The sequence below is a fragment of the Thermus tenuipuniceus genome (assembly GCF_002964845.1).
Taxonomy (GTDB): domain Bacteria; phylum Deinococcota; class Deinococci; order Deinococcales; family Thermaceae; genus Thermus; species Thermus tenuipuniceus.
On the sequence record NZ_KZ672976.1, the window covers coordinates 1 to 17,251 of the forward strand.

Below are 17,251 nucleotides of genomic sequence, written 5' to 3' on the forward strand. Positions count from 1 at the left end.
ATAATGCAGAAGGCCGCTATGATGCGTGTCAACATAGCGGCCACTATTTTTTCAGGCCTGGGGGTAGGTGGCAACTTGGGTTAGTTTAAGGGGGGCAGAGGCCCCCCTCGAGGTCTAGTGCTTCGCGGCCTGTCCTGCGCCTTTGGGGATGCGGATATCCTCCACCAGGTGCTGGATGTGCTCAGGGGGTGGGGGCGTGGACCGGGAAACCACGTAGGCCACCACGAAGTTCAGGATCATCCCGATGACGCCCACCCCTTCAGCGCTGATGCCGAAGAGGTTTGGGATCACCGGGGCCGGGGCCCCGAAGATCTGAGGTGCCCGCATCATCCCGATCATGACCGCGGTGAAGATGAGGCCCACCAGGATTCCGGCGATGGCCCCCTCCCGGTTCATCCGCTTGTCAAAGATTCCCAGGAGGATGGCGGGGAAGAGGCTCGCCGCCGCTAGACCGAAGGCGAAGGCCACCACCTGGGCCACGAAGCCCGGCGGGTTCACCCCGAAGTACCCGGCCAGGATCACCGCCAGGAGGATCACGACGCGGCCCGCCAGAAGGCGCTGGGCCTCGGTGGCGTTGGGACGGAAGATGCGGTAGTAGATGTCGTGGGAGATGGCGCTGGACATGGCCAAGAGGAGCCCTGCTGCCGTGGAGAGGGCCGCCGCCAGACCCCCCGCCGCCACCAGGGCGATCACCCAGGGGGCCAGCCGGGCCACCTCGGGGGTGGAGAGGACGATGATGTCGTTGTCGATATAGACCTCGTTCCGGCTCTTGGGATTGGGCTCGTTGAAGTCGGGCTTTCCTCCCTTCATCACGAAGGCCGGCCCGGGGGCGAAGGTGATCCGGCCATCCCCGTTCTTGTCCGCGAAGGCCAGGAGCTTGGTCTTCTCCCACTTGGCCACCCAGTCGATCTGGCGCACCTCCTCTAGGGTTTTTCCGTTCAGGGTGTTGATGAGGTTGTAGCGGGCGAAGGCGGCCAGGGCCGGGGCGGTGGTGTAGAGGAGGGCGATGAAGAGGAGGGCCCAGCCGGCGGAGTAGCGGGCGGAGCGCACGTCCGGCACGGTGTAGAAGCGGATGATCACGTGGGGAAGCCCGGCGGTGCCCACCATCAGGGCCAGGGTGATGGCCAGGATGTCGATCATGGGCTTGCCCTGGAAGGGCTGGGTGTACTCGGTGAAGCCCAGGTCCACCTGGATCTGGTTAAGCCGGCTCACCAGGTCGCTGAAGGTGAAGGCCAGCTGGGGGATAGGGTTGCCGGTGAGGATGTTGGCGATGGCGATGGCCGGAATCAGGTAGGCGATGATGAGCACCGTGTACTGGGCCACCTGAGTCCAGGTGATGCCCTTCATCCCCCCCAGCACGGCGAAGAAGGCCACCACCGCCACCCCGAGGATGACCCCGGTGGCGATGTCCACCTGCAGGAAGCGGCTGAACACGATGCCCACGCCCCGCATCTGCCCGGCCACGTAGGTGAGGGAGATGAAGATGGTGGCGATGGCGGCCACCGCCCGGGCGGTGTGGGAGTAGTAGCGGTCGCCGATGAAGTCGGGTACCGTGTACTTGCCATACTTGCGTAGGTAGGGGGCGAGGAGGAGGGCCAGAAGCACGTACCCCCCGGTCCAGCCCATGAGGTAGACCGCCCCGTCGTAGCCCATGGTGGAGATGAGGCCTGCCATGGAGATGAAGCTGGCGGCGGACATCCAGTCCGCGGCGGTGGCGGCTCCGTTGGCGATGGCGGGTACCCCGCGGCCGGCCACGTAGAACCCTGCGGTTTCCCGAACCCGGCTGGCGTAGCCGATGTAGATGTAAAGGGCAAAGGTGAGGCCCACAAGGAGATAGGTCCAGACTTCAACGCTCATGCTCTCCCTCCTACTCGTGCACGTCGTACTGGCGGTCCAGCTGGTCCATCTTCCAGGCGTAGTAGAAGATCAGGATCACGAAGACGTAGATGCTTCCCTGCTGGGCGAACCAGAACCCCAAGGGAAGTCCTCCTAGGCGGATGCCGTTTAGGGGTTCCACCAGGAGAATGCCAAAGACGTACGAAACCAAGGCCCAGACGATGAGCAGGTTCCGTATGAGGGATATGTTGGCCTTCCAGTACCCTTCCAGCTTGCTCATAACTCCCTCCCCCGCTAGGGAAGCGCCCCGTGCGCTCCTTTTTTGCCTCCCTCGCGGTTAGGGGCAATCTTAGGGAAGGATGAAGGGGGTGTCAAGAAACGTTAACTTTGCGGGTATGCGCAAAAGGGAGGGTTTCCTCGGTGAGAAAAGGGGGCTGGGGTGTTCCCAGCCCCAAAAGGAAGGCGGGGTTACTCCTCGAGGGTGGAGAGGTCCCCGGGGTCCTTGCCCAGCTCCTGGGCCTTGAGGAGGCGGCGCAGGATCTTGCCGGAGCGGGTCTTGGGAAGCTTGTCCAGGAAGACGATCTCGGAAGGGGTGGCGATGGAACCAAGCTCCCGGCGCACGTGGGCGATGAGGCTTTCCCTAAGCTCCCCCGAGGGAGCCTGGCCTAGCCGGAGCACCACGAAGGCCTTGATGGCCTCCCCCTTCAAGGGGTCGGGCACCCCGATCACCGCCGCCTCGGCCACCGCAGGGTGGGAAACCAGGGCGCTTTCCACATCGGCGGTGCCGATGCGGTGGCCCGCCACGTTCAAGACGTCGTCCGCCCGGCCCAGGACGCTGAAGTAGCCCTCTTCGTCCTTGCTGGCCACATCGCCCGCCACGTAGACGTTTCCCGGCACCTCCCGCCAGTACTGGAGGTAGCGGTCGTGGTTGCCCCAGACGGTGCGCATCATGTGGGGGAAGGGGCGCTTCAGGACGAGAAGCCCTCCTTGTCCTGGGGGTACGGGTTTCCCCTCCTCGTCCACCACCTCCGCCTCCACCCCCGGCAGGGCCACCCCGGCGAAGCCGGGTTTGGCCGGGAGCACGAGGGGGATGCCCAGGGTGGGCCCGCCCAGTTCCGTCTGCCACCAGTTGTCGGCCACGAAGCCCCGCCTGCCCCCCTCCACCAGGTGCTGGTAAGCCCAGCGCAGGGCCTCGGGGTTTAAGGGTTCCCCGGCCACGGCGATGAGGCGCAAGGAGGAGAGGTCGTACTTCCCGGGCCACTCGGGGCCGTACTTCATGAAAAGGCGCACGGCGGTGGGGGCGGTGAACATCACGTTGATCCGGTGGCGTTCCACCGCCTGCCAGAAGGCCCCGGGGTCGGGGTAGTCGGGGGCGCCCTCCCTGAGGACGCTGGTCACCCCCTCCAGGAGGGGGGCGTAGACGATGTAGGAGTGGCCCACGATCCAGCCGATGTCGCTGGTGGCCCAGTAGACGTCGTCGTCCTTCACGTCAAAGAAGGTGCGCAGGTGGTAGGTGGTGCCCACCATGTACCCCCCGTGCACGTGCACCACCCCCTTGGGCTTCCCCGTGGAACCGGAGGTGTAGAGGATGAAGAGGGGATGCTCCGCGTCCACCATCTCCGCCCGGGCCTCCGGGGGGCTTCCCCAGAGGATTTCCTGGAAGTCGTAATGCCCCTCGGGAAGCTCCGCTTGGAAGGCCCGCTGGAACCAGACCACCTGGAGGGGCAGGTCCTTGATGGCCTCCTCCACCATGGAGCGGAGGTCCACTCCCTTGCCCCTCCGGTAGCTCACGTCCCCGGCGATGAGGAGCTTGGCTCCGGCGTCCAGGATGCGTTCCCTAAGGGCCGCCACCCCAAGCCCGGCGTAGACCACGCTGTGGATGGCCCCCAGGTAGGCGGTGGCCAGCATGGCCAGGATGCCCTCGAGGGTTAAGGGCATGTAGATGACCACCCGGTCCCCCTTCTCTACCCCCAGGCGCTTAAGCCCCGTGGCCAGGCGGCGCACCCGGTCCAAAAGCTCCCCATAGGTGAGCTTCTCCTCCCGGCCGTCCTCGGAGAGGTAGAGGAGGGCCACCTTGTTCCTCAGGCCCCTTTCCACATTGCGTTCCAGGGCGTTGTAGACGGCGTTGGTGGTGCCTCCCAAGAACCAGCGGTGCTCGGGAGGGTTCCACTCCAGGACCTTTTCAAAGGGCTTCTCCCAGTAGAACCTCCGGGCCCATTCCCCCCAGAAGCCCTCGGGGTCCTCGAGGCTTCGCCGATACTCTTCAGGGAAATTCTGGAGATTCGCCTTAAGGCGCACCTCCTCCGGGGCCCAAAGCCGCTCTTCCGCCTTAAGAAGCTTTTGCACCACCATACTCCTCCTCCAATGCCGAAACGTCCCCAGGGTCTACGCCCAGGAGTTCTGCCTTTAGGAGCCGCCTTAGGATCTTGCCGCTTCGGGTGCGGGGTAGGCCTTCCACGAAGACGATCCGGGGCGGGGGAACCGGCCCCAGGTGCCGCAGGAGGTGGGCCTTGATCTTCTCGGCCAGAAGGGCCTTGAGCTCCTCGGGCACCTCCTTCTTGGGGACGGCAAAGACCACGATCTCCTCCCCCTCCTCCCCGGGGATCCCGATGGCGGCGGCCTCCGCCACCTGGGGGTGGGTGAGGGCGGCCGCCTCCACCTCAGCGGTGCCGAGCCGGGCCTCCCCCACCTTGATGACCTCCTCGGAGCGGCCCAGGATGCGGAAGTAGCCTTCCGCGTCCCAGGTGGTGAGGTCCCCCGTCCAGTACAACCCGCCCCGCCAGGGGCTTTCCCCTCCAAGGAGGTCCACCATGTGGGCCGGCCCTGCCCTGAGGAGGACCAGGTGGCCCTTGGCCCCTGGAGGGAGGACCTGCCCTTTCCCGTCCACCACCCGGGCCTCCACCCCCGGCAAGGGGATGCCCACGAAGCCCGGCTTGGCGGGGAGGGGGAGGGGGGTNGGGTCCAGCGCCACACCTCGGGGGCCAGGGCCTCCCCCACGCTCCCCACCAGGCGCAAGGGGGTGGGCCGGGCTTCCCCGTGGCGGCGCAAGGTGCGGAGCACTGTGGGGGAGGTGAGGAGCACGTCCACCCCGAACCGCTTAAGCCTTTCGTAGAAGGCGGCGGGGTTGGGGTGGTCCGGCCGGTCCTCCACCAGGAGGCTGGTGCCTCCCAGGAAGAGAGGGGCGTAAAGGCCGAAGGAATGCCCCACCACCCAGAAGAGGTCGGCGGTGGTGTGGAAGACTTCTCCTGGCTTCAGGTCAAAGAGGTAACGGAGGGCCCAGCTTACCCCCACCATGTACCCGCCATGGCCGTGGACCACCCCCTTGGGCTTTCCCGTGGAGCCCGAGGTGTGAAGGACGAAGAGGGGGTGCTGGGCGGGAACGGGGACGGCGTCCGCGGGCTTTCCCTCCGAGGCCCTTTCCAGAAACTCCGTGGTGCCCCGGGTGTGCCAGAGCACGGGGAGATCCAGGCCCGAAAGGGCTGCCTCCACCACTGGCCTTAAGGGGACGAGCTGGCCCCGGCGGAAGTAGCCGTCGGCGGCTACCAGAAGGCGGGCCTGGCTTTGGAGAAGCCGTTCCCTTAAGGCTTCCGGGCCCAGGCCCACGGGCAGGGCCACGTGCACCGCCCCAATCCGCGCCAAGGCCAGGAGGCTCAAGGCAGCCTCCAGTCCCGTGGGCAGGTAGAGGGCCACCCGGTCCCCCCGCTTCACTCCCAAGGCCTGGAAGACCCCGGCGAGGCGGCTGGAGAGGTCCAAAAGTTCCCGGTAGGTCCACTTTTCCAAGTGCCCATCCCCATCCAGGGTGATGAGGGCCACCTGCTGGGCCTTTTCGGGCAGGTGGCGATCCAGGGCGTTTAAGGCGGCGTTGGTGCGCCCCTCGCCGAACCAGGTGTGGGTGGCGGGGTCGTAGACCCTTTCCCAGGGGGTTTCCCAGTGGAACTCCTGGGCGAAGCTGCCGAAAAAGCTTTCGGGATCCTCGAGGCTTGCCTGGTAGGCCCCGGGGTAGTCCCGCAGGTTGGCCCTTTCCTTAAGGGCGCAGGGGGGTTCCACCACCTCCACCTGGAGGCTTGGCTCCAGGGGAGGGGCCAGGCTGGGGGGCTCGGGGGGACGCAGGTGGGCGGACACCTGGGCCACCTCGGAAAGGGCCCGGGCCAGGCGGCTGAAGGCGAAGGGAAAGCGCCGGGTGGGCACCACCACCCCCAAAGCCCCCAAAAGCTCCCCCCTCGGGCTGAAAAGGGGAGCCGCCAGGGCAGAAAGACCCAGGGCGTACTCCTCCATCTCCGCGGCCAGGCCCGATTCCCGGACCCGGGTGAGCTCCGCCTCCAGGGCCAAGGGATCCGTCAGGGTGTAGGGGGTTCTGGGGACGAGGGGAGGTAGGGGCAGGGCCCCGTAGGCCAGGAGGACCTTGCCCAGGGCCAGGGCGTGGACCTCCTCCGGCAGGGTGTCCCCCAGGGGATGGGGCTGGCCCTGCCGGCCCCGGGTTTTGAGCCGGATCCCTTCCGGGGTCAGAAGGGCCAGGTAGCACCGCTCCCGGGTGCGGAGATAGAGTTCCTCCAGGGCCTCCTCGAGGGGTGTGGTCTCCAGCCGGAGGGGCTTGGCCTGGCCCAGGCGGTACCCCCGCTCCGTCTTCACCGCAAAGCCCTCCTCCGCCAGGCTGTTCAGAAGCGCATAGGCGGTGGAGAGGCTCTTCCCCAAGAGGCGGGCCACCTCCTTCACCTCCACCCCTTCCGGGTGCTCGGCCAGGTAGGCCAGGATGCGCAGGGCTGCCTGGACCGTGGAGAGGCTCCTTTTCCTGGCCATTTGCGTCCATATTCCGCAGGCTAGGCCCCACCTGTCAAGAAAAGGGAGGTTTGGCAAATGGTGAAAAACCCCCTGTTTCTTGACCCCATCCGGGGGCCAGCCTATCCTTAGAGGCCAAGGGAGGGTATATGGACCGGATCGAAGGCGTTCTCAAGGAGGAGCGGGTCTTCCGCCCAAGCGAGGAGTTCCGGAGCAAGGCCCACATCAAGAGTGAGGAGGAGTACCAGCGCCTGTACGAGGAAAGCCTAAAGGCCCCCGAGGGCTTCTGGGGACGGGTGGCCTCCGAGCTCCACTGGTTTGAACCCTGGCAGAAGGTTCTGGAAGGGGACCTTCCCCACGCCAGGTGGTTCGTGGGGGGCAAGACCAATCTGTCCTACAACACCCTGGACCGCCACGTGCAAACCTGGCGGCGCAACAAGGCGGCCCTCATCTGGGAGGGTGAGCCGGGGGAGGAACGGGTCCTCACCTACCACGACCTCTGGCGGGAGGTGCAGAAGTTCGCCAACGTCCTCAAGCGCTTGGGGGTGAGGAAGGGGGACCGGGTCACCATCTATTTGCCCATGATCCCCGAGGCGGCTATCGCCATGCTGGCCTGCACCCGCATCGGGGCCATCCACTCCGTGGTCTTTGGGGGCTTCTCCAGCGGGGCCTTGGCCGAGCGCATCCGGGATGCCGAGGCCAAGGTGCTCATCACCGCCGACGGGGGCTACCGCCGGGGCCAAGTGGTACCCCTGAAGCAGAACGCCGACGAGGCCCTTAAGGAGGCTTCCACCGTGGAGCACGTGGTGGTGGTGCGGCGCACCGGGGAGGAGGTGCCCTGGACCCCCGGCCGGGACCACTGGTGGCACGAGCTCATGGAGGTGGTTTCCGACCGGGCCGAGGCGGAGCCCATGGAGGCGGAGGAGCCCCTTTTCATCCTCTACACCTCGGGCTCCACGGGGAAGCCCAAGGGGGTCCTGCACACCCTGGGCGGGTACATGACCTACGTCTACCTCACCACCAAGCTGGTCTTTGACCTTAAGGACGAGGATGTCTACTGGTGCACCGCCGACGTGGGCTGGATCACCGGCCATTCCTACGTGGTCTACGGGCCCCTTCTGAACGGGGCTACCACGGTGATGTACGAGGGAGCCCCCAACTGGCCCGAGCCCGACCGCTTCTGGCAGATCGTGGACAAGTACGGGGTGAACATCCTCTACACCGCTCCCACCGCCATCCGGGCCTTCATGAAGTGGGGCGAGGGTTGGCCCTTGAAGCACCGGCTGGATTCCTTGCGCCTTTTGGGCACCGTGGGGGAGCCCATCAACCCCGAGGCCTGGCTCTGGTACTATCAGGTGATCGGGAAGGGCCGTTGTCCCATCGTGGACACCTGGTGGCAGACGGAAACCGGGGGCATCATGATCACCACCCTGCCCGGGGTGCATCCCATGAAGCCTGGGCATGCGGGGAAGCCCTTCTTCGGGGTGAAGCCGGAGATCCTGGACTCCGAGCACAAGCCGGTGGAGAATCCCGACGAAGGCGGGCACCTTTGCATCACCCGTCCCTGGCCCAGCATGCTCCGCACCGTCTGGGGGGATCCCAACCGCTTCCTGCAACAGTACTTCAGCCAGCACCCCGGCAACTACTTCACCGGGGATGGAGCCCGTCGGGATAAGGATGGCTACTACCTGATCCTGGGCCGGGTGGACGACGTTCTAAACGTGGCCGGGCACCGGCTGGGCACCATGGAGATCGAGTCCGCCTTGGTTTCCCACCCCTCTGTGGCTGAGGCGGCGGTGGTGGGCCGGCCCGACCCCTTGAAGGGAGAGGCCATCGTGGCCTTCGTGACCCTGAAGGAAGGGCATGCTCCCTCCGATGCTTTGCGGGACGAGCTCAAGGCCCATGTGGCCAAGGTGATCGGGCCCATCGCCCGCCCGGACGAGGTGCGCTTCACGGATGCCCTGCCCAAGACCCGCTCCGGCAAGATCATGCGCCGCCTCCTGAGGCAGATCGCCGCCGGGGAGCAGGAGATCAAGGGGGACACCTCCACCCTCGAGGACCGCTCGGTGGTGGAGCGCCTCAGGCAAGGGGCCTAGCCCTGGGAAAAGGGGAGGGGCTGGGGAAACCCGGCCCCTTGTATCACCCCGACACATCCATGGCCCGTGCCATTGCCTCGGACTTCCGCGGGGTGCGGCGTGGCGGGGAAGGTGTGGGTTTGGGCTAGGCTACCCGGCCGGGCTCTTGTGCACGTGCACCACCCGCCAGCCCTCGGGGAAGCGCACCGCCACCCGGCTTTCGTTCACCGCCCGGTGCCTTAGCCCCCCTTCCTCCTCCACGGTGAGGAGCAGGGTGTAGGTGAAGATGGCCACGTCCCCGTAGCGCTGGAGGCGCTTCTCCAGGAGGTCCAAACGGTAGGGCCTCCCCGAGGTGGCCCAGTTGTGCTCGATCATGAAGCGGTGGAAGGCCAGGCCGTCCAGGCGGTGGGGGGTCACGAACCACTCGTAAAGGGAAAGGTCAGGGTGGGTGGTAGCCGCGTAGGTGGCCCAGTCCCCTTGATAGATGCTGGCCAGGTGCTTTTCCAGAAACTCCCAGAGCTGGGCCTCGCTTTCCACGCCTCACCTCCCGGGCTGGTACTCCCCCCACTCCTCCCTGAGCACCCCAGAGACCTCCCCCAGGGTGGCCCGGCGGCGGAAGGCCTCCAGCACATAGGGGAAAAGGTTCTCGCTTCCCCGGGCCGCCTGGCGGAGGTTTTCCAGGCCCAGCCGGACGCTTTCCCCGTCCCGTCTCGCCTTGAACTCGGCAATCTCCCGCTTGCGCTTCTCGTGCAACTCGGGGTCTATGCGCTGCACGGGGGTGGGCTCGTTGAGGGGGCTTTGGGGATCGGCGAAGCGGTTCACCCCCACGATGATGCGCTTGCCCTCCTCCACCTCCTTCTGGAACTGCCAGGCGGACTCCTCTATGGCCCGTTGGAAATACCCGGCTTCCACCGCCGCCACCGCCCCTCCCAGAGCGTCGATCTCCCGGATAAGCCTTTCCGCTTCCTTCTCCAGCTGGTCCGTGAGGTGCTCCACGTAGAAGCTCCCCCCCAAGGGGTCTATGGCCCGGGTGACCCCGCTTTCATAGGCCAGGATCTGCTGGGTGCGCAAGGCCAAAAGGGCGCTTTTCTCCGTGGGCAGGCCCAGGGCCTCGTCGTAGGCGTTGGTGTGGAGGCTCTGGGTGCCGCCTAGCACCGCCGCCAGGGCCTGGTAGGCGGTGCGCACCACGTTGTTTAGGGGCTCTTGGGCGGTGAGGGTGGAGCCCCCGGTCTGGGTGTGGAAGCGAAGGGCCCAGCTCCTCGGGTCCTTGGCCCCGAACTCCTCCCGCATGATGCGGGCCCAAAGCCTCCTTGCCGCCCGGAACTTGGCGGCTTCCTCAAAGATGTCCCCGTGGGCGGCGAAGAAGAAGGAGAGCCTGGGAGCGAACTCGTCCACCTTCAAGCCCCGCTCAAGGGCGGCCTTCACGTAGGCCTTGCCATCCGCCAGGGTGAAGGCGATTTCCTGGGCGGCGGTGGAGCCCGCCTCGCGGATGTGGTAGCCGGAGATGGAGATGGTGTTGAAGCGGGGCACGTGCCGGGCGCAGAACTCAAAGATATCGGTCACCAGGCGCATGGAAGGGCCCGGGGGGTAGATGTAGGTGCCCCGGGCGAAGTACTCCTTGAGGATGTCGTTCTGCACGGTGCCCGACACCTTGTCCCAGGAAACCCCCTGTTCCTCCGCCACCAGGAGGTAAAGGGCCAGGAGCATCATGGCGGGAGCGTTGATGGTCATGCTGGTGGAAACCCGGTCCAGGGGGATGCCGTCAAAGAGTTTGCGCATGTCCTCGAGGGTGGCGATGGACACCCCCACCCGGCCCACCTCCCCCACGCTCATGGGGTGGTCGGGGTCCAGGCCCAGCTGGGTGGGCAGGTCGAAGGCCACGCTTAGGCCGGTCTGGCCCTGGGACAGGAGGTATCGGTAGCGGGCGTTGGACTCCTCTGCCGTGGAGAAGCCCGCGTACTGGCGCATGGTCCAGAGCCTGTCCAGGTACATCCGGGGGTAGATGCCCCGGGTAAAGGGGTACTCGCCAGGGCGGCCAAGCCTTTCCCGGTAGCCTTCGGGTAGGGACTCAAAGAGACCTTCCATGCCTCTGTTTTACAGGAAAATCCGGACCAGGAGGAGGAAGAGGAATAGGGCCCCGAGCACCAGGAAAAGGGGCGGTAACAGGAGGCTGTAGGCCGCCAGTACAAGGGCCATAAAGTCCTTCCAGTCGGGTTTGATCTCCCCCTTCATTTCCCCCCTTAGCCTACACCTTCCGCACCAAGGGCACAGGGATTGGGGGTAGGGGCCAAGGCTTTACCCGTGGATAGCTGTTGCCCCGATTTGCTAGCATTGGGCCATGGCCCTGTCCAAAAACACCCGCAAGGTGCTCAAGGTGCTGGCGCGACGCGGGGCGCCCGAGGTGCTCTTCGCCTTAAGCCGAGGAACCTCCCGCTTTTCCGACCTGGAGTCCTTCCTGGGCCTTTCCCCCCGCACCTTGGCGGAGCGGCTTCGGGAGCTCCACCTCCTGGGGTTCGTCCAGCGGCAGGCCTACCCCGAGGTACCGCCCCGGGTAGAATACCTCTTGACCCCGCGGGGCAAGCGGGTTTTGGAATTCTTGAGCGAATTGGACGAGATATTGGACGTGGTGCAGGAGGGGCAGCGGTGAAAGCGAAAGCCATCGTGGTGACATCCGGTAAGGGCGGCGTGGGGAAGACCACCACCACCGCCAACCTGGGGGCGGCCTTGGCCAAACTGGGGGAGAAGGTGGCGGTCATCGACGTGGACGTGGGCCTTCGCAACCTGGATGTGGTGATGGGCCTCGAGGGGCGGGTGGTCTTCGACCTCATCGACGTCCTGGAGGGGAGGGCCAAGGTGCGCCAGGCCCTCGTCCGCGACAAGCGGGTGGAGAACCTCTTCCTCCTCCCCGCCTCCCAGACCAAGGACAAGGAGGCCCTGGACCCCGCCAGGTTCCGGGAGCTGGTCCACCGCCTTTTGACGGAGGAGGGGTTTGACCGGGTGCTGATCGATTCCCCTGCCGGCATTGAGAAGGGCTTCCAGACCGCCGCCACCCCGGCGGAAGGGGCCTTGGTGGTGGTGAACCCGGAGGTTTCCAGCGTGCGCGACGCCGACCGCATCATCGGCCTCCTGGAGGCCCGGGAGATCCGGGAAAACTTCCTCATCATCAACCGCCTTAGGCCCAAGATGGTGGCCCGGGGGGATATGCTCTCCGTGGAAGACGTGGTGGAGATCCTGGGCCTGAAGCCCATCGGCATCATCCCGGAGGACGAGCAGGTGCTCATCTCCACCAACCAGGGGGAGCCCTTGGTGCTCAAGGGTACCAGCCCCGCCGCCATCGCCTACATGGACACCGCCCGCCGCCTTAGGGGCGAGGAGGTGCCCTTCCGCAACCTGGAGGATAGCCAGGGCTTTTTGTCGGTGATCCGCAGGCTCTTCGGAGGTCGCTGATGTGGTGGCGCAAACGGAGCAAGGAAAAGGCCAAGGAAAGGCTCAAGCTGGTCCTGGCCTACGACCGGGCCAAGCTTTCCCCCGGCCTGGTGGAGAGCTTGAAGCGGGACCTTTTGGAGGTGCTCCGCCGCTACTTCCCCGCCCAGGAGGAGGTCAATGTGGCCCTGGAGGAGCGGGGGGAGAAGATGGTCCTGATCGCCGATATCCCCTTGCGGTAGCCACGCATGGTTCTAAGGCGTCCCAACCTTCTGGCCTACGACTGGGGTTTAATCCTTCTAACCCTGGCCGTGACCGTTCTGGGTTTGTTTAACCTCCGGAGCGCCGCCCCCGACCCAGGCCTCCTGAACCGCCAGCTTGTGGCCTTCCTCCTGGGTCTCCTGCTGGCGGTGGGGGTGCAGTTCCTCCCCCGCCGCACCGTCTTCGTCCTAGCCTATCCCCTTTATGCCCTTTCCCTTCTCCTCCTGGTGGCCGTCTTGGGCTTCGGCCGGGAGATCAACGGGGCCAAGGCCTGGTTTGTGCTGGGCCCCTTGCAGTTCCAGCCCCTGGAGCTGGCCAAGCTGGGCCTCATCCTGGCCTTGGCCCGGCTCCTCGAGGGCCGGGAGGTGCGCCGGGTGTGGGATTACTTTCTGCCCGGGCTCCTGACGGCTCCTGTGGTCCTCCTCCTCCTCCTCCAGCCGGATTTGGGGGGGAGCCTGGTGGTGCTCTTCGGCGTCTTTAGCGTCTTGTTCGTGCGGGGCCTGCCCTGGAAGCACATCTTGGTGGGCCTTCTCGCCCTGGTCATCCTGGTGCCCACCGTGGTCTGGCCCAACCTCAAGCCCTACCAGCGGGAGCGGGTCCTCATCGTTTTGGATCCCTACCGGGATCCCCTGGGCCAGGGGTTCCAGGTGATCCAGTCCACCATCGCCATCGGCTCGGGAGGGCTTTTCGGCAAGGGGTATGGCCAGGGTACCCAGACCCAGCTGGGCTTCGTCCCCTTCCGCCACACGGACTTCGTCTTCGCCGTCTTTGCCGAGGAGTGGGGGTTTGTGGGCTCCGTGGCCCTCCTTGGGCTTTACGCCCTCCTTTTGGTGCGCCTTCTTAGCATGGCCCTGGAGTGCCCCCGCCTCTCTGACCGCCTCTTCCTGGCCGGGGTAGGGGGGATGCTGGGCTTCCAGGTGCTGGTGAACCTGGGGGTGGCGCTCGGGGTGATGCCGGTGACCGGGTTGACCCTTCCCCTTTTTTCCTACGGGGGTTCCAGCCTCATGGCCACCCTGCTCTCCTTGGGGCTGGTCCTTTTGGTGCACCGGGACCGGGCAGCTCCCTAAAGGCTTGAGCCCGGGGGCCACACCCCCTAAACTGGGCCCCGTGGCCGGGGAAGTGCTGGTTCGCCTCTTGGGGGTGCGCAAGGGTTTTGGCGGGGTGGTGGCCCTGGATGGCGTGGACCTCGAGGTCAAGCGGGGAGAGTTCTTCAGCCTTTTGGGGCCTTCGGGATGCGGAAAGACCACCCTCCTCAGGCTTCTCGCCGGGTTTGACACCCCGGATGCGGGGCGGATCGAGATCGCCGGGAAGGACATGACCGGGGTTCCCCCCTATGCCCGCCCCGTGAACACCGTCTTTCAGAACTACGCCCTCTTCCCCCACATGACCGTGGAGGGGAACGTGGCCTTTGGCCTCCGCATGAAGGGGCTTCCCGCGGGGGAGGTTCGCAGGAAGGTGGCCTGGGCCCTGGAGCTGGTGGATCTTCTGGGCCTGGAGAAACGCTACCCCCGGGAGCTCTCCGGCGGGCAGAAGCAGCGGGTGGCCTTGGCCCGGGCCCTGGTGCTGGAGCCTGAGGTGCTCCTTCTGGACGAGCCCCTTTCCGCCTTGGACCTGAAGCTCCGCCAGGAGCTAAGGGTGGAGCTCATGCAGCTTCAGCGGAGGCTTGGCACCACCTTCATCTTCGTCACCCACGACCAGGAGGAGGCCCTGGTCATGTCCGACCGGATTGCGGTGATGCGCTCGGGAAGGATTGAGCAGGTGGGCTTGCCCGACGAGGTCTACGAGCGGCCCAAAAACCGCTTCGTGGCGGATTTCCTGGGCCGTTCCAACTTCCTCCCCGCAAGGCCCCACCCAGGAGGGGCGGAAACCCCCCTTGGGGTTTTGCGCCTGAAGGAGCCCCTTTCGCGGGAAGCCCACCTGGTGATCCGGCCGGAGAAGATCCGCCTTTACCCGGTGGGCAACGGGGTTCCCGCCCGGGAAAACCTGGTGCGGGCCAGGGTGGAGGAGATCGTCTACACGGGGGCGGAGAACCAGTACTACCTGCGGGCGGGGGAGGTGCGGCTTCTGGCCTATACCCTGAACCAGGACCTACAGGAGCCTGGGGCCGAGGAGTTCGCCTATGGGGAGGAGGTCCTCTGCTACCTCCCCCCGGAGAACCTGGTGGTGCTCCATGAATGAGGCGTCCACCCCCTGGCAGCGTGCCTTCCGGGTCCTGGTCACGGTGGGCCCCGGGGGGCTATGGCTTTTGCTCTTCGTGCTCCTCCCCACCCTTCTGGTCCTCCTGGCCTCCTTCCTCACCCGGGGGCCTTATGGGGAACTCACCGGGCCCTGGGGCTTCCACAACTACGCCAAGCTCCTCCACCCCGTCTACCTCGAGGCCTTTGCCCAAAGCCTTCTCGTGGGGGTCCTGGCCACCCTGATCTCCGCCCTGCTGGGTTATCCCCTGGCCTTTTACATCGCTCGCCATCCCCAGCGGGACCTCCTCCTTTTCCTTCTCCTCCTTCCCTTTCTCACCAACTTCCTCATCCGGGTCTACGCCTGGCTGGTGCTGTTGCAACGGGAAGGCCTGGTGAATGCCCTTCTTGGGGCCTTCGGCCTGGGGCCCCTGATCCTATATCCCTCCTTCTTCGCCGTGCTCTTGGCCACGGTGTACACCTTCCTGCCCTTTTTCGTCCTGCCGGTGTACGCCAGCGTGGAGCGCCTCGACTGGCAGCTACTGGAGGCGGCCTACGACCTAGGGGCCAGGCCCGTTAAGGCTTTCTTGCATGCGGTCTTGCCCCAGACCTACCCTGGGCTTTTTGCGGGAAGCGTCTTGGTCTTCATCCCCGCCATGGGCACCTTCGTGGTGGCGGACCTCCTGGGGGCAGGGCGGGTGGTCTTGATCGGGAACCTCATCCAGCAGCAGTTCGGCATCACCCGGGACTGGGCCTTTGGGGCTGCTCTCAGCGTGTTCCTGATGGGGTTTGTGCTCCTCTCCCTCTACCTTTACGCCCGTTTGCAGGGGGAAAGGGGCCTAAAGGACCTGGTATGAGAAGGCTTCTTACCCTCCACGCCCTTTTGGTCTACCTCTTCCTCTACCTGCCCATCCTGGTGATCGTGGCCCTCTCCTTCAATGAAAGCCGCCGGGGGGTGCGCTTCATCGGCTTCACCCTGGACTGGTACCGGTCCCTTTTCCAAGACCCCAGGGTGCTGGAGTATTTCCTGAACACCCTCCTGGTGGCCTTCGTCTCCACCCTGGTGGCCACGGTATTGGGCACGCTTTTGGCCGTGGGCCTTGTCCGCTACCGCTTTCCCGGCAAAAGCTTGCTGCGCTACCTCCTCTACATCCCCGTGGTGGTGCCCGATGTGGTCATGGGGGTGTCCCTTCTCCTCCTCTTCGCCCTGGCCCGGGAGGTTTTGGGGTTTCCCCGCCTTTCCCTCTTCACGGTGATCCTGGGGCACATCACCTTCCAGGTGGCCTTTGTCACCCTGGTGGTGCGCTCCCGCCTGCTTCTCCTGGACCCGGCCCTGGAGGAAGCCGCCCGCGACCTGGGGGCCCGGGGCTGGCAGACCTTCTGGCACGTGACCCTGCCCCTGGCCTGGCCAGGGGTGGCGGCGGGGGCGCTTCTCGCCCTCACCCTTTCCCTGGACGACTTCGTGGTCACCTTCTTCACCGCCGGCCCCGGGGCCACCACCCTGCCCCTTTACATCTATTCCAGTGTGAAGCTGGGGGTAAGCCCCAAGGTGCACGCCCTTTCCACCCTGATCATCGGCCTTAGCGCCTTCTTCCTGGCCTTGGGGTATGCTTTAACCCGGAGGAGGGTATGAAGCGTTGGGTAATTCTGGTTTTGGTTCTGGTCCTGGTGGTCGTGGGGTTCCTCCTTTTGCGGTTGAAGCCGGCTTCCCAGGTTGGGGGGACCCTGTACTTTCTGAACTGGGCGGAGTATATCCCGAAGGACCTCCTCAAGAAATTTGAAGCGGAAACCGGGGCTAAGGTGGTCCTGGACACCTTTGAGTCCCCCGAGGCCATGCTGGCCAAGTTGAAGGCGGGGGCGGACCGGGAGTTCTCCCTGGTGGTGGCCCCCGACTACTACGTGCTCCAGATGGCCCGGGAGGGGCTCATCGTTCCCCTGGAGAAGGGAAAACTTAAGAACCTGGCCAACCTGGATCCCTTTTTCCTGGACCCCCCCTATGACCCTGGTCTCCAGTACTCCGTCCCCTACCTCTGGGGCACCACGGGCCTGGCCTACCGGGAGGATTTGGTGAAGGGTCCGGTGGATTCCTTCGCCGTCTTCTTTGACCCTGCCAGGCAGGTGGGGCCCTTCCTCCTTCTGGACGAGATGCGGGAGACTATCGGGGCGGCCCTGAAGTACCTGGGCTACTCGGTGAACACCACGGATCCCAAGGCCCTGGAGAAGGCCAAGGAACTTCTCCTCGAGGCCAAGCGCCGCTCCGTGGGCTTCGCCGGGGGTGTGGAGGCCTTGAACCGCATCCTGGCGGGGGATGCCGCCCTCACCCTGGCCTACTCCGGGGATGTGCTCCAGGCCAGGCAGGAGGACGAAAGGCTCCGCTATGCCCTCCCCAAGGAGGGAGGCACCCTCTGGACCGACGCCCTGGTGGTCCTGAAGCGGGGGCCCAGCCAGGATCTGGCCTACCGCTTCATCGACTTTTTGCTGGAACCGGAAAACGCCGCCGCCTTGGCGGGGTACACCCGCTACGCCACCCCCGTGGCCAAGGCCCTTCCCCTTCTTCCCGAGGAGATGCGCCAGGATCCCACGGTCTTTCCCCCGGAGGAGGTGCGGGCCAAGCTTGAGTACCTCAAGGACCTGGGGCCGGATATCGCCCTTTACGACCAGGTCTGGACCGAGGTAAAGGCCCGCTAAAGGCTATACGGGGTAGGG

General features: G+C 65.7%; 15 protein-coding genes and 1 pseudogene. 9 read left to right on the top strand and 7 right to left on the bottom strand.

All coding sequences use genetic code 11. The features are described 5' to 3' along the window. Positions 1-114: 114 nt before the first annotated feature. From C2847_RS05540 to C2847_RS05555, 5 genes and pseudogenes are all read right to left on the bottom strand, one after another. Positions 115-1,857, bottom strand: a complete 1,743-nt coding sequence (locus tag C2847_RS05540) for a sodium:solute symporter family protein (RefSeq protein ID WP_105317463.1) — start codon at positions 1,855-1,857, stop codon at positions 115-117. A 10-nt stretch (positions 1,858-1,867) separates the two neighbouring features. Next, a complete protein-coding gene (locus C2847_RS05545; protein ID WP_105317464.1) occupies positions 1,868-2,116 on the bottom strand; it encodes a DUF4212 domain-containing protein in 249 nt (82 codons plus the stop codon). A gap of 188 nt (positions 2,117-2,304) precedes the next feature. After that, positions 2,305-4,188, bottom strand: a complete 1,884-nt coding sequence (locus tag C2847_RS05550; protein ID WP_105317465.1) for an acetate--CoA ligase — start codon at positions 4,186-4,188, stop codon at positions 2,305-2,307. Beyond that, positions 4,166-4,792: AMP-binding enzyme (locus C2847_RS12560; RefSeq protein WP_244187365.1), on the bottom strand; the 627-nt coding region annotated here is incomplete at its 5' end. The genes C2847_RS05550 and C2847_RS12560, both read right to left, overlap by 23 nt. 1 nt (position 4,793) lies before the next feature. Next, a pseudogene (locus C2847_RS05555) lies at positions 4,794-6,633 on the bottom strand (AMP-binding protein); the annotation flags it as partial. Positions 6,634-6,761: 128 nt separating this feature from the next. Here C2847_RS05555 and acs point away from each other — a divergent pair. Beyond that, complete coding sequence (gene acs / locus C2847_RS05560; protein ID WP_105317466.1) at positions 6,762-8,708, top strand: acetate--CoA ligase; 1,947 nt, start codon at positions 6,762-6,764, stop codon at positions 8,706-8,708. A gap of 129 nt (positions 8,709-8,837) precedes the next feature. Here the strand turns inward: acs and C2847_RS05565 are convergent, their stop codons facing one another. Both C2847_RS05565 and C2847_RS05570 read right to left on the bottom strand, forming a co-directional pair. Further along, positions 8,838-9,224: a nuclear transport factor 2 family protein gene (locus tag C2847_RS05565; RefSeq protein ID WP_105317467.1), complete on the bottom strand. Its 387-nt coding sequence runs from the start codon at positions 9,222-9,224 to the stop codon at positions 8,838-8,840. A 3-nt stretch (positions 9,225-9,227) separates the two neighbouring features. Continuing rightward, complete coding sequence (locus tag C2847_RS05570; protein ID WP_105317468.1) at positions 9,228-10,772, bottom strand: acyl-CoA mutase large subunit family protein; 1,545 nt, start codon at positions 10,770-10,772, stop codon at positions 9,228-9,230. 253 nt (positions 10,773-11,025) lie between these two features. Between C2847_RS05570 and C2847_RS05580 the strand changes: the two genes are divergently transcribed. Genes C2847_RS05580 through C2847_RS05615 form a run of 8 tightly spaced genes read left to right on the top strand, consistent with a single transcriptional unit; the run spans position 11,026 to position 17,233 of the window. Then, positions 11,026-11,334 (top strand): winged helix-turn-helix transcriptional regulator, encoded by a 309-nt coding sequence (locus C2847_RS05580; protein WP_105317470.1) that lies wholly within the window; start codon positions 11,026-11,028, stop codon positions 11,332-11,334. Then, positions 11,331-12,134: a septum site-determining protein MinD gene (gene minD, locus C2847_RS05585; protein ID WP_105317471.1), complete on the top strand. Its 804-nt coding sequence runs from the start codon at positions 11,331-11,333 to the stop codon at positions 12,132-12,134. The genes C2847_RS05580 and minD overlap by 4 nt, the downstream gene beginning before the upstream one ends. Continuing rightward, positions 12,134-12,352, top strand: a complete 219-nt coding sequence (gene minE / locus C2847_RS05590) for a cell division topological specificity factor MinE (protein WP_015716659.1) — start codon at positions 12,134-12,136, stop codon at positions 12,350-12,352. Before minD ends, minE begins: the two co-directional genes overlap by 1 nt. 6 nt (positions 12,353-12,358) lie before the next feature. Continuing rightward, positions 12,359-13,438 (top strand): rod shape-determining protein RodA, encoded by a 1,080-nt coding sequence (gene rodA / locus C2847_RS05595; protein WP_105317472.1) that lies wholly within the window; start codon positions 12,359-12,361, stop codon positions 13,436-13,438. A 40-nt stretch (positions 13,439-13,478) separates the two neighbouring features. Continuing rightward, on the top strand, positions 13,479-14,549 hold the full coding sequence (locus tag C2847_RS05600) for an ABC transporter ATP-binding protein (protein WP_164835646.1): 1,071 nt from the start codon (positions 13,479-13,481) through the stop codon (positions 14,547-14,549). Then, positions 14,542-15,402 (top strand): ABC transporter permease, encoded by an 861-nt coding sequence (locus C2847_RS05605; protein ID WP_105317474.1) that lies wholly within the window; start codon positions 14,542-14,544, stop codon positions 15,400-15,402. Before C2847_RS05600 ends, C2847_RS05605 begins: the two co-directional genes overlap by 8 nt. Then, positions 15,399-16,178, top strand: coding sequence for an ABC transporter permease (locus C2847_RS05610; protein WP_105317475.1), 780 nt, complete (start codon positions 15,399-15,401; stop codon positions 16,176-16,178). The genes C2847_RS05605 and C2847_RS05610 overlap by 4 nt, the downstream gene beginning before the upstream one ends. Continuing rightward, positions 16,175-17,233: a polyamine ABC transporter substrate-binding protein gene (locus tag C2847_RS05615; RefSeq protein WP_105317476.1), complete on the top strand. Its 1,059-nt coding sequence runs from the start codon at positions 16,175-16,177 to the stop codon at positions 17,231-17,233. Before C2847_RS05610 ends, C2847_RS05615 begins: the two co-directional genes overlap by 4 nt. Positions 17,234-17,251 lie beyond the last annotated feature (18 nt).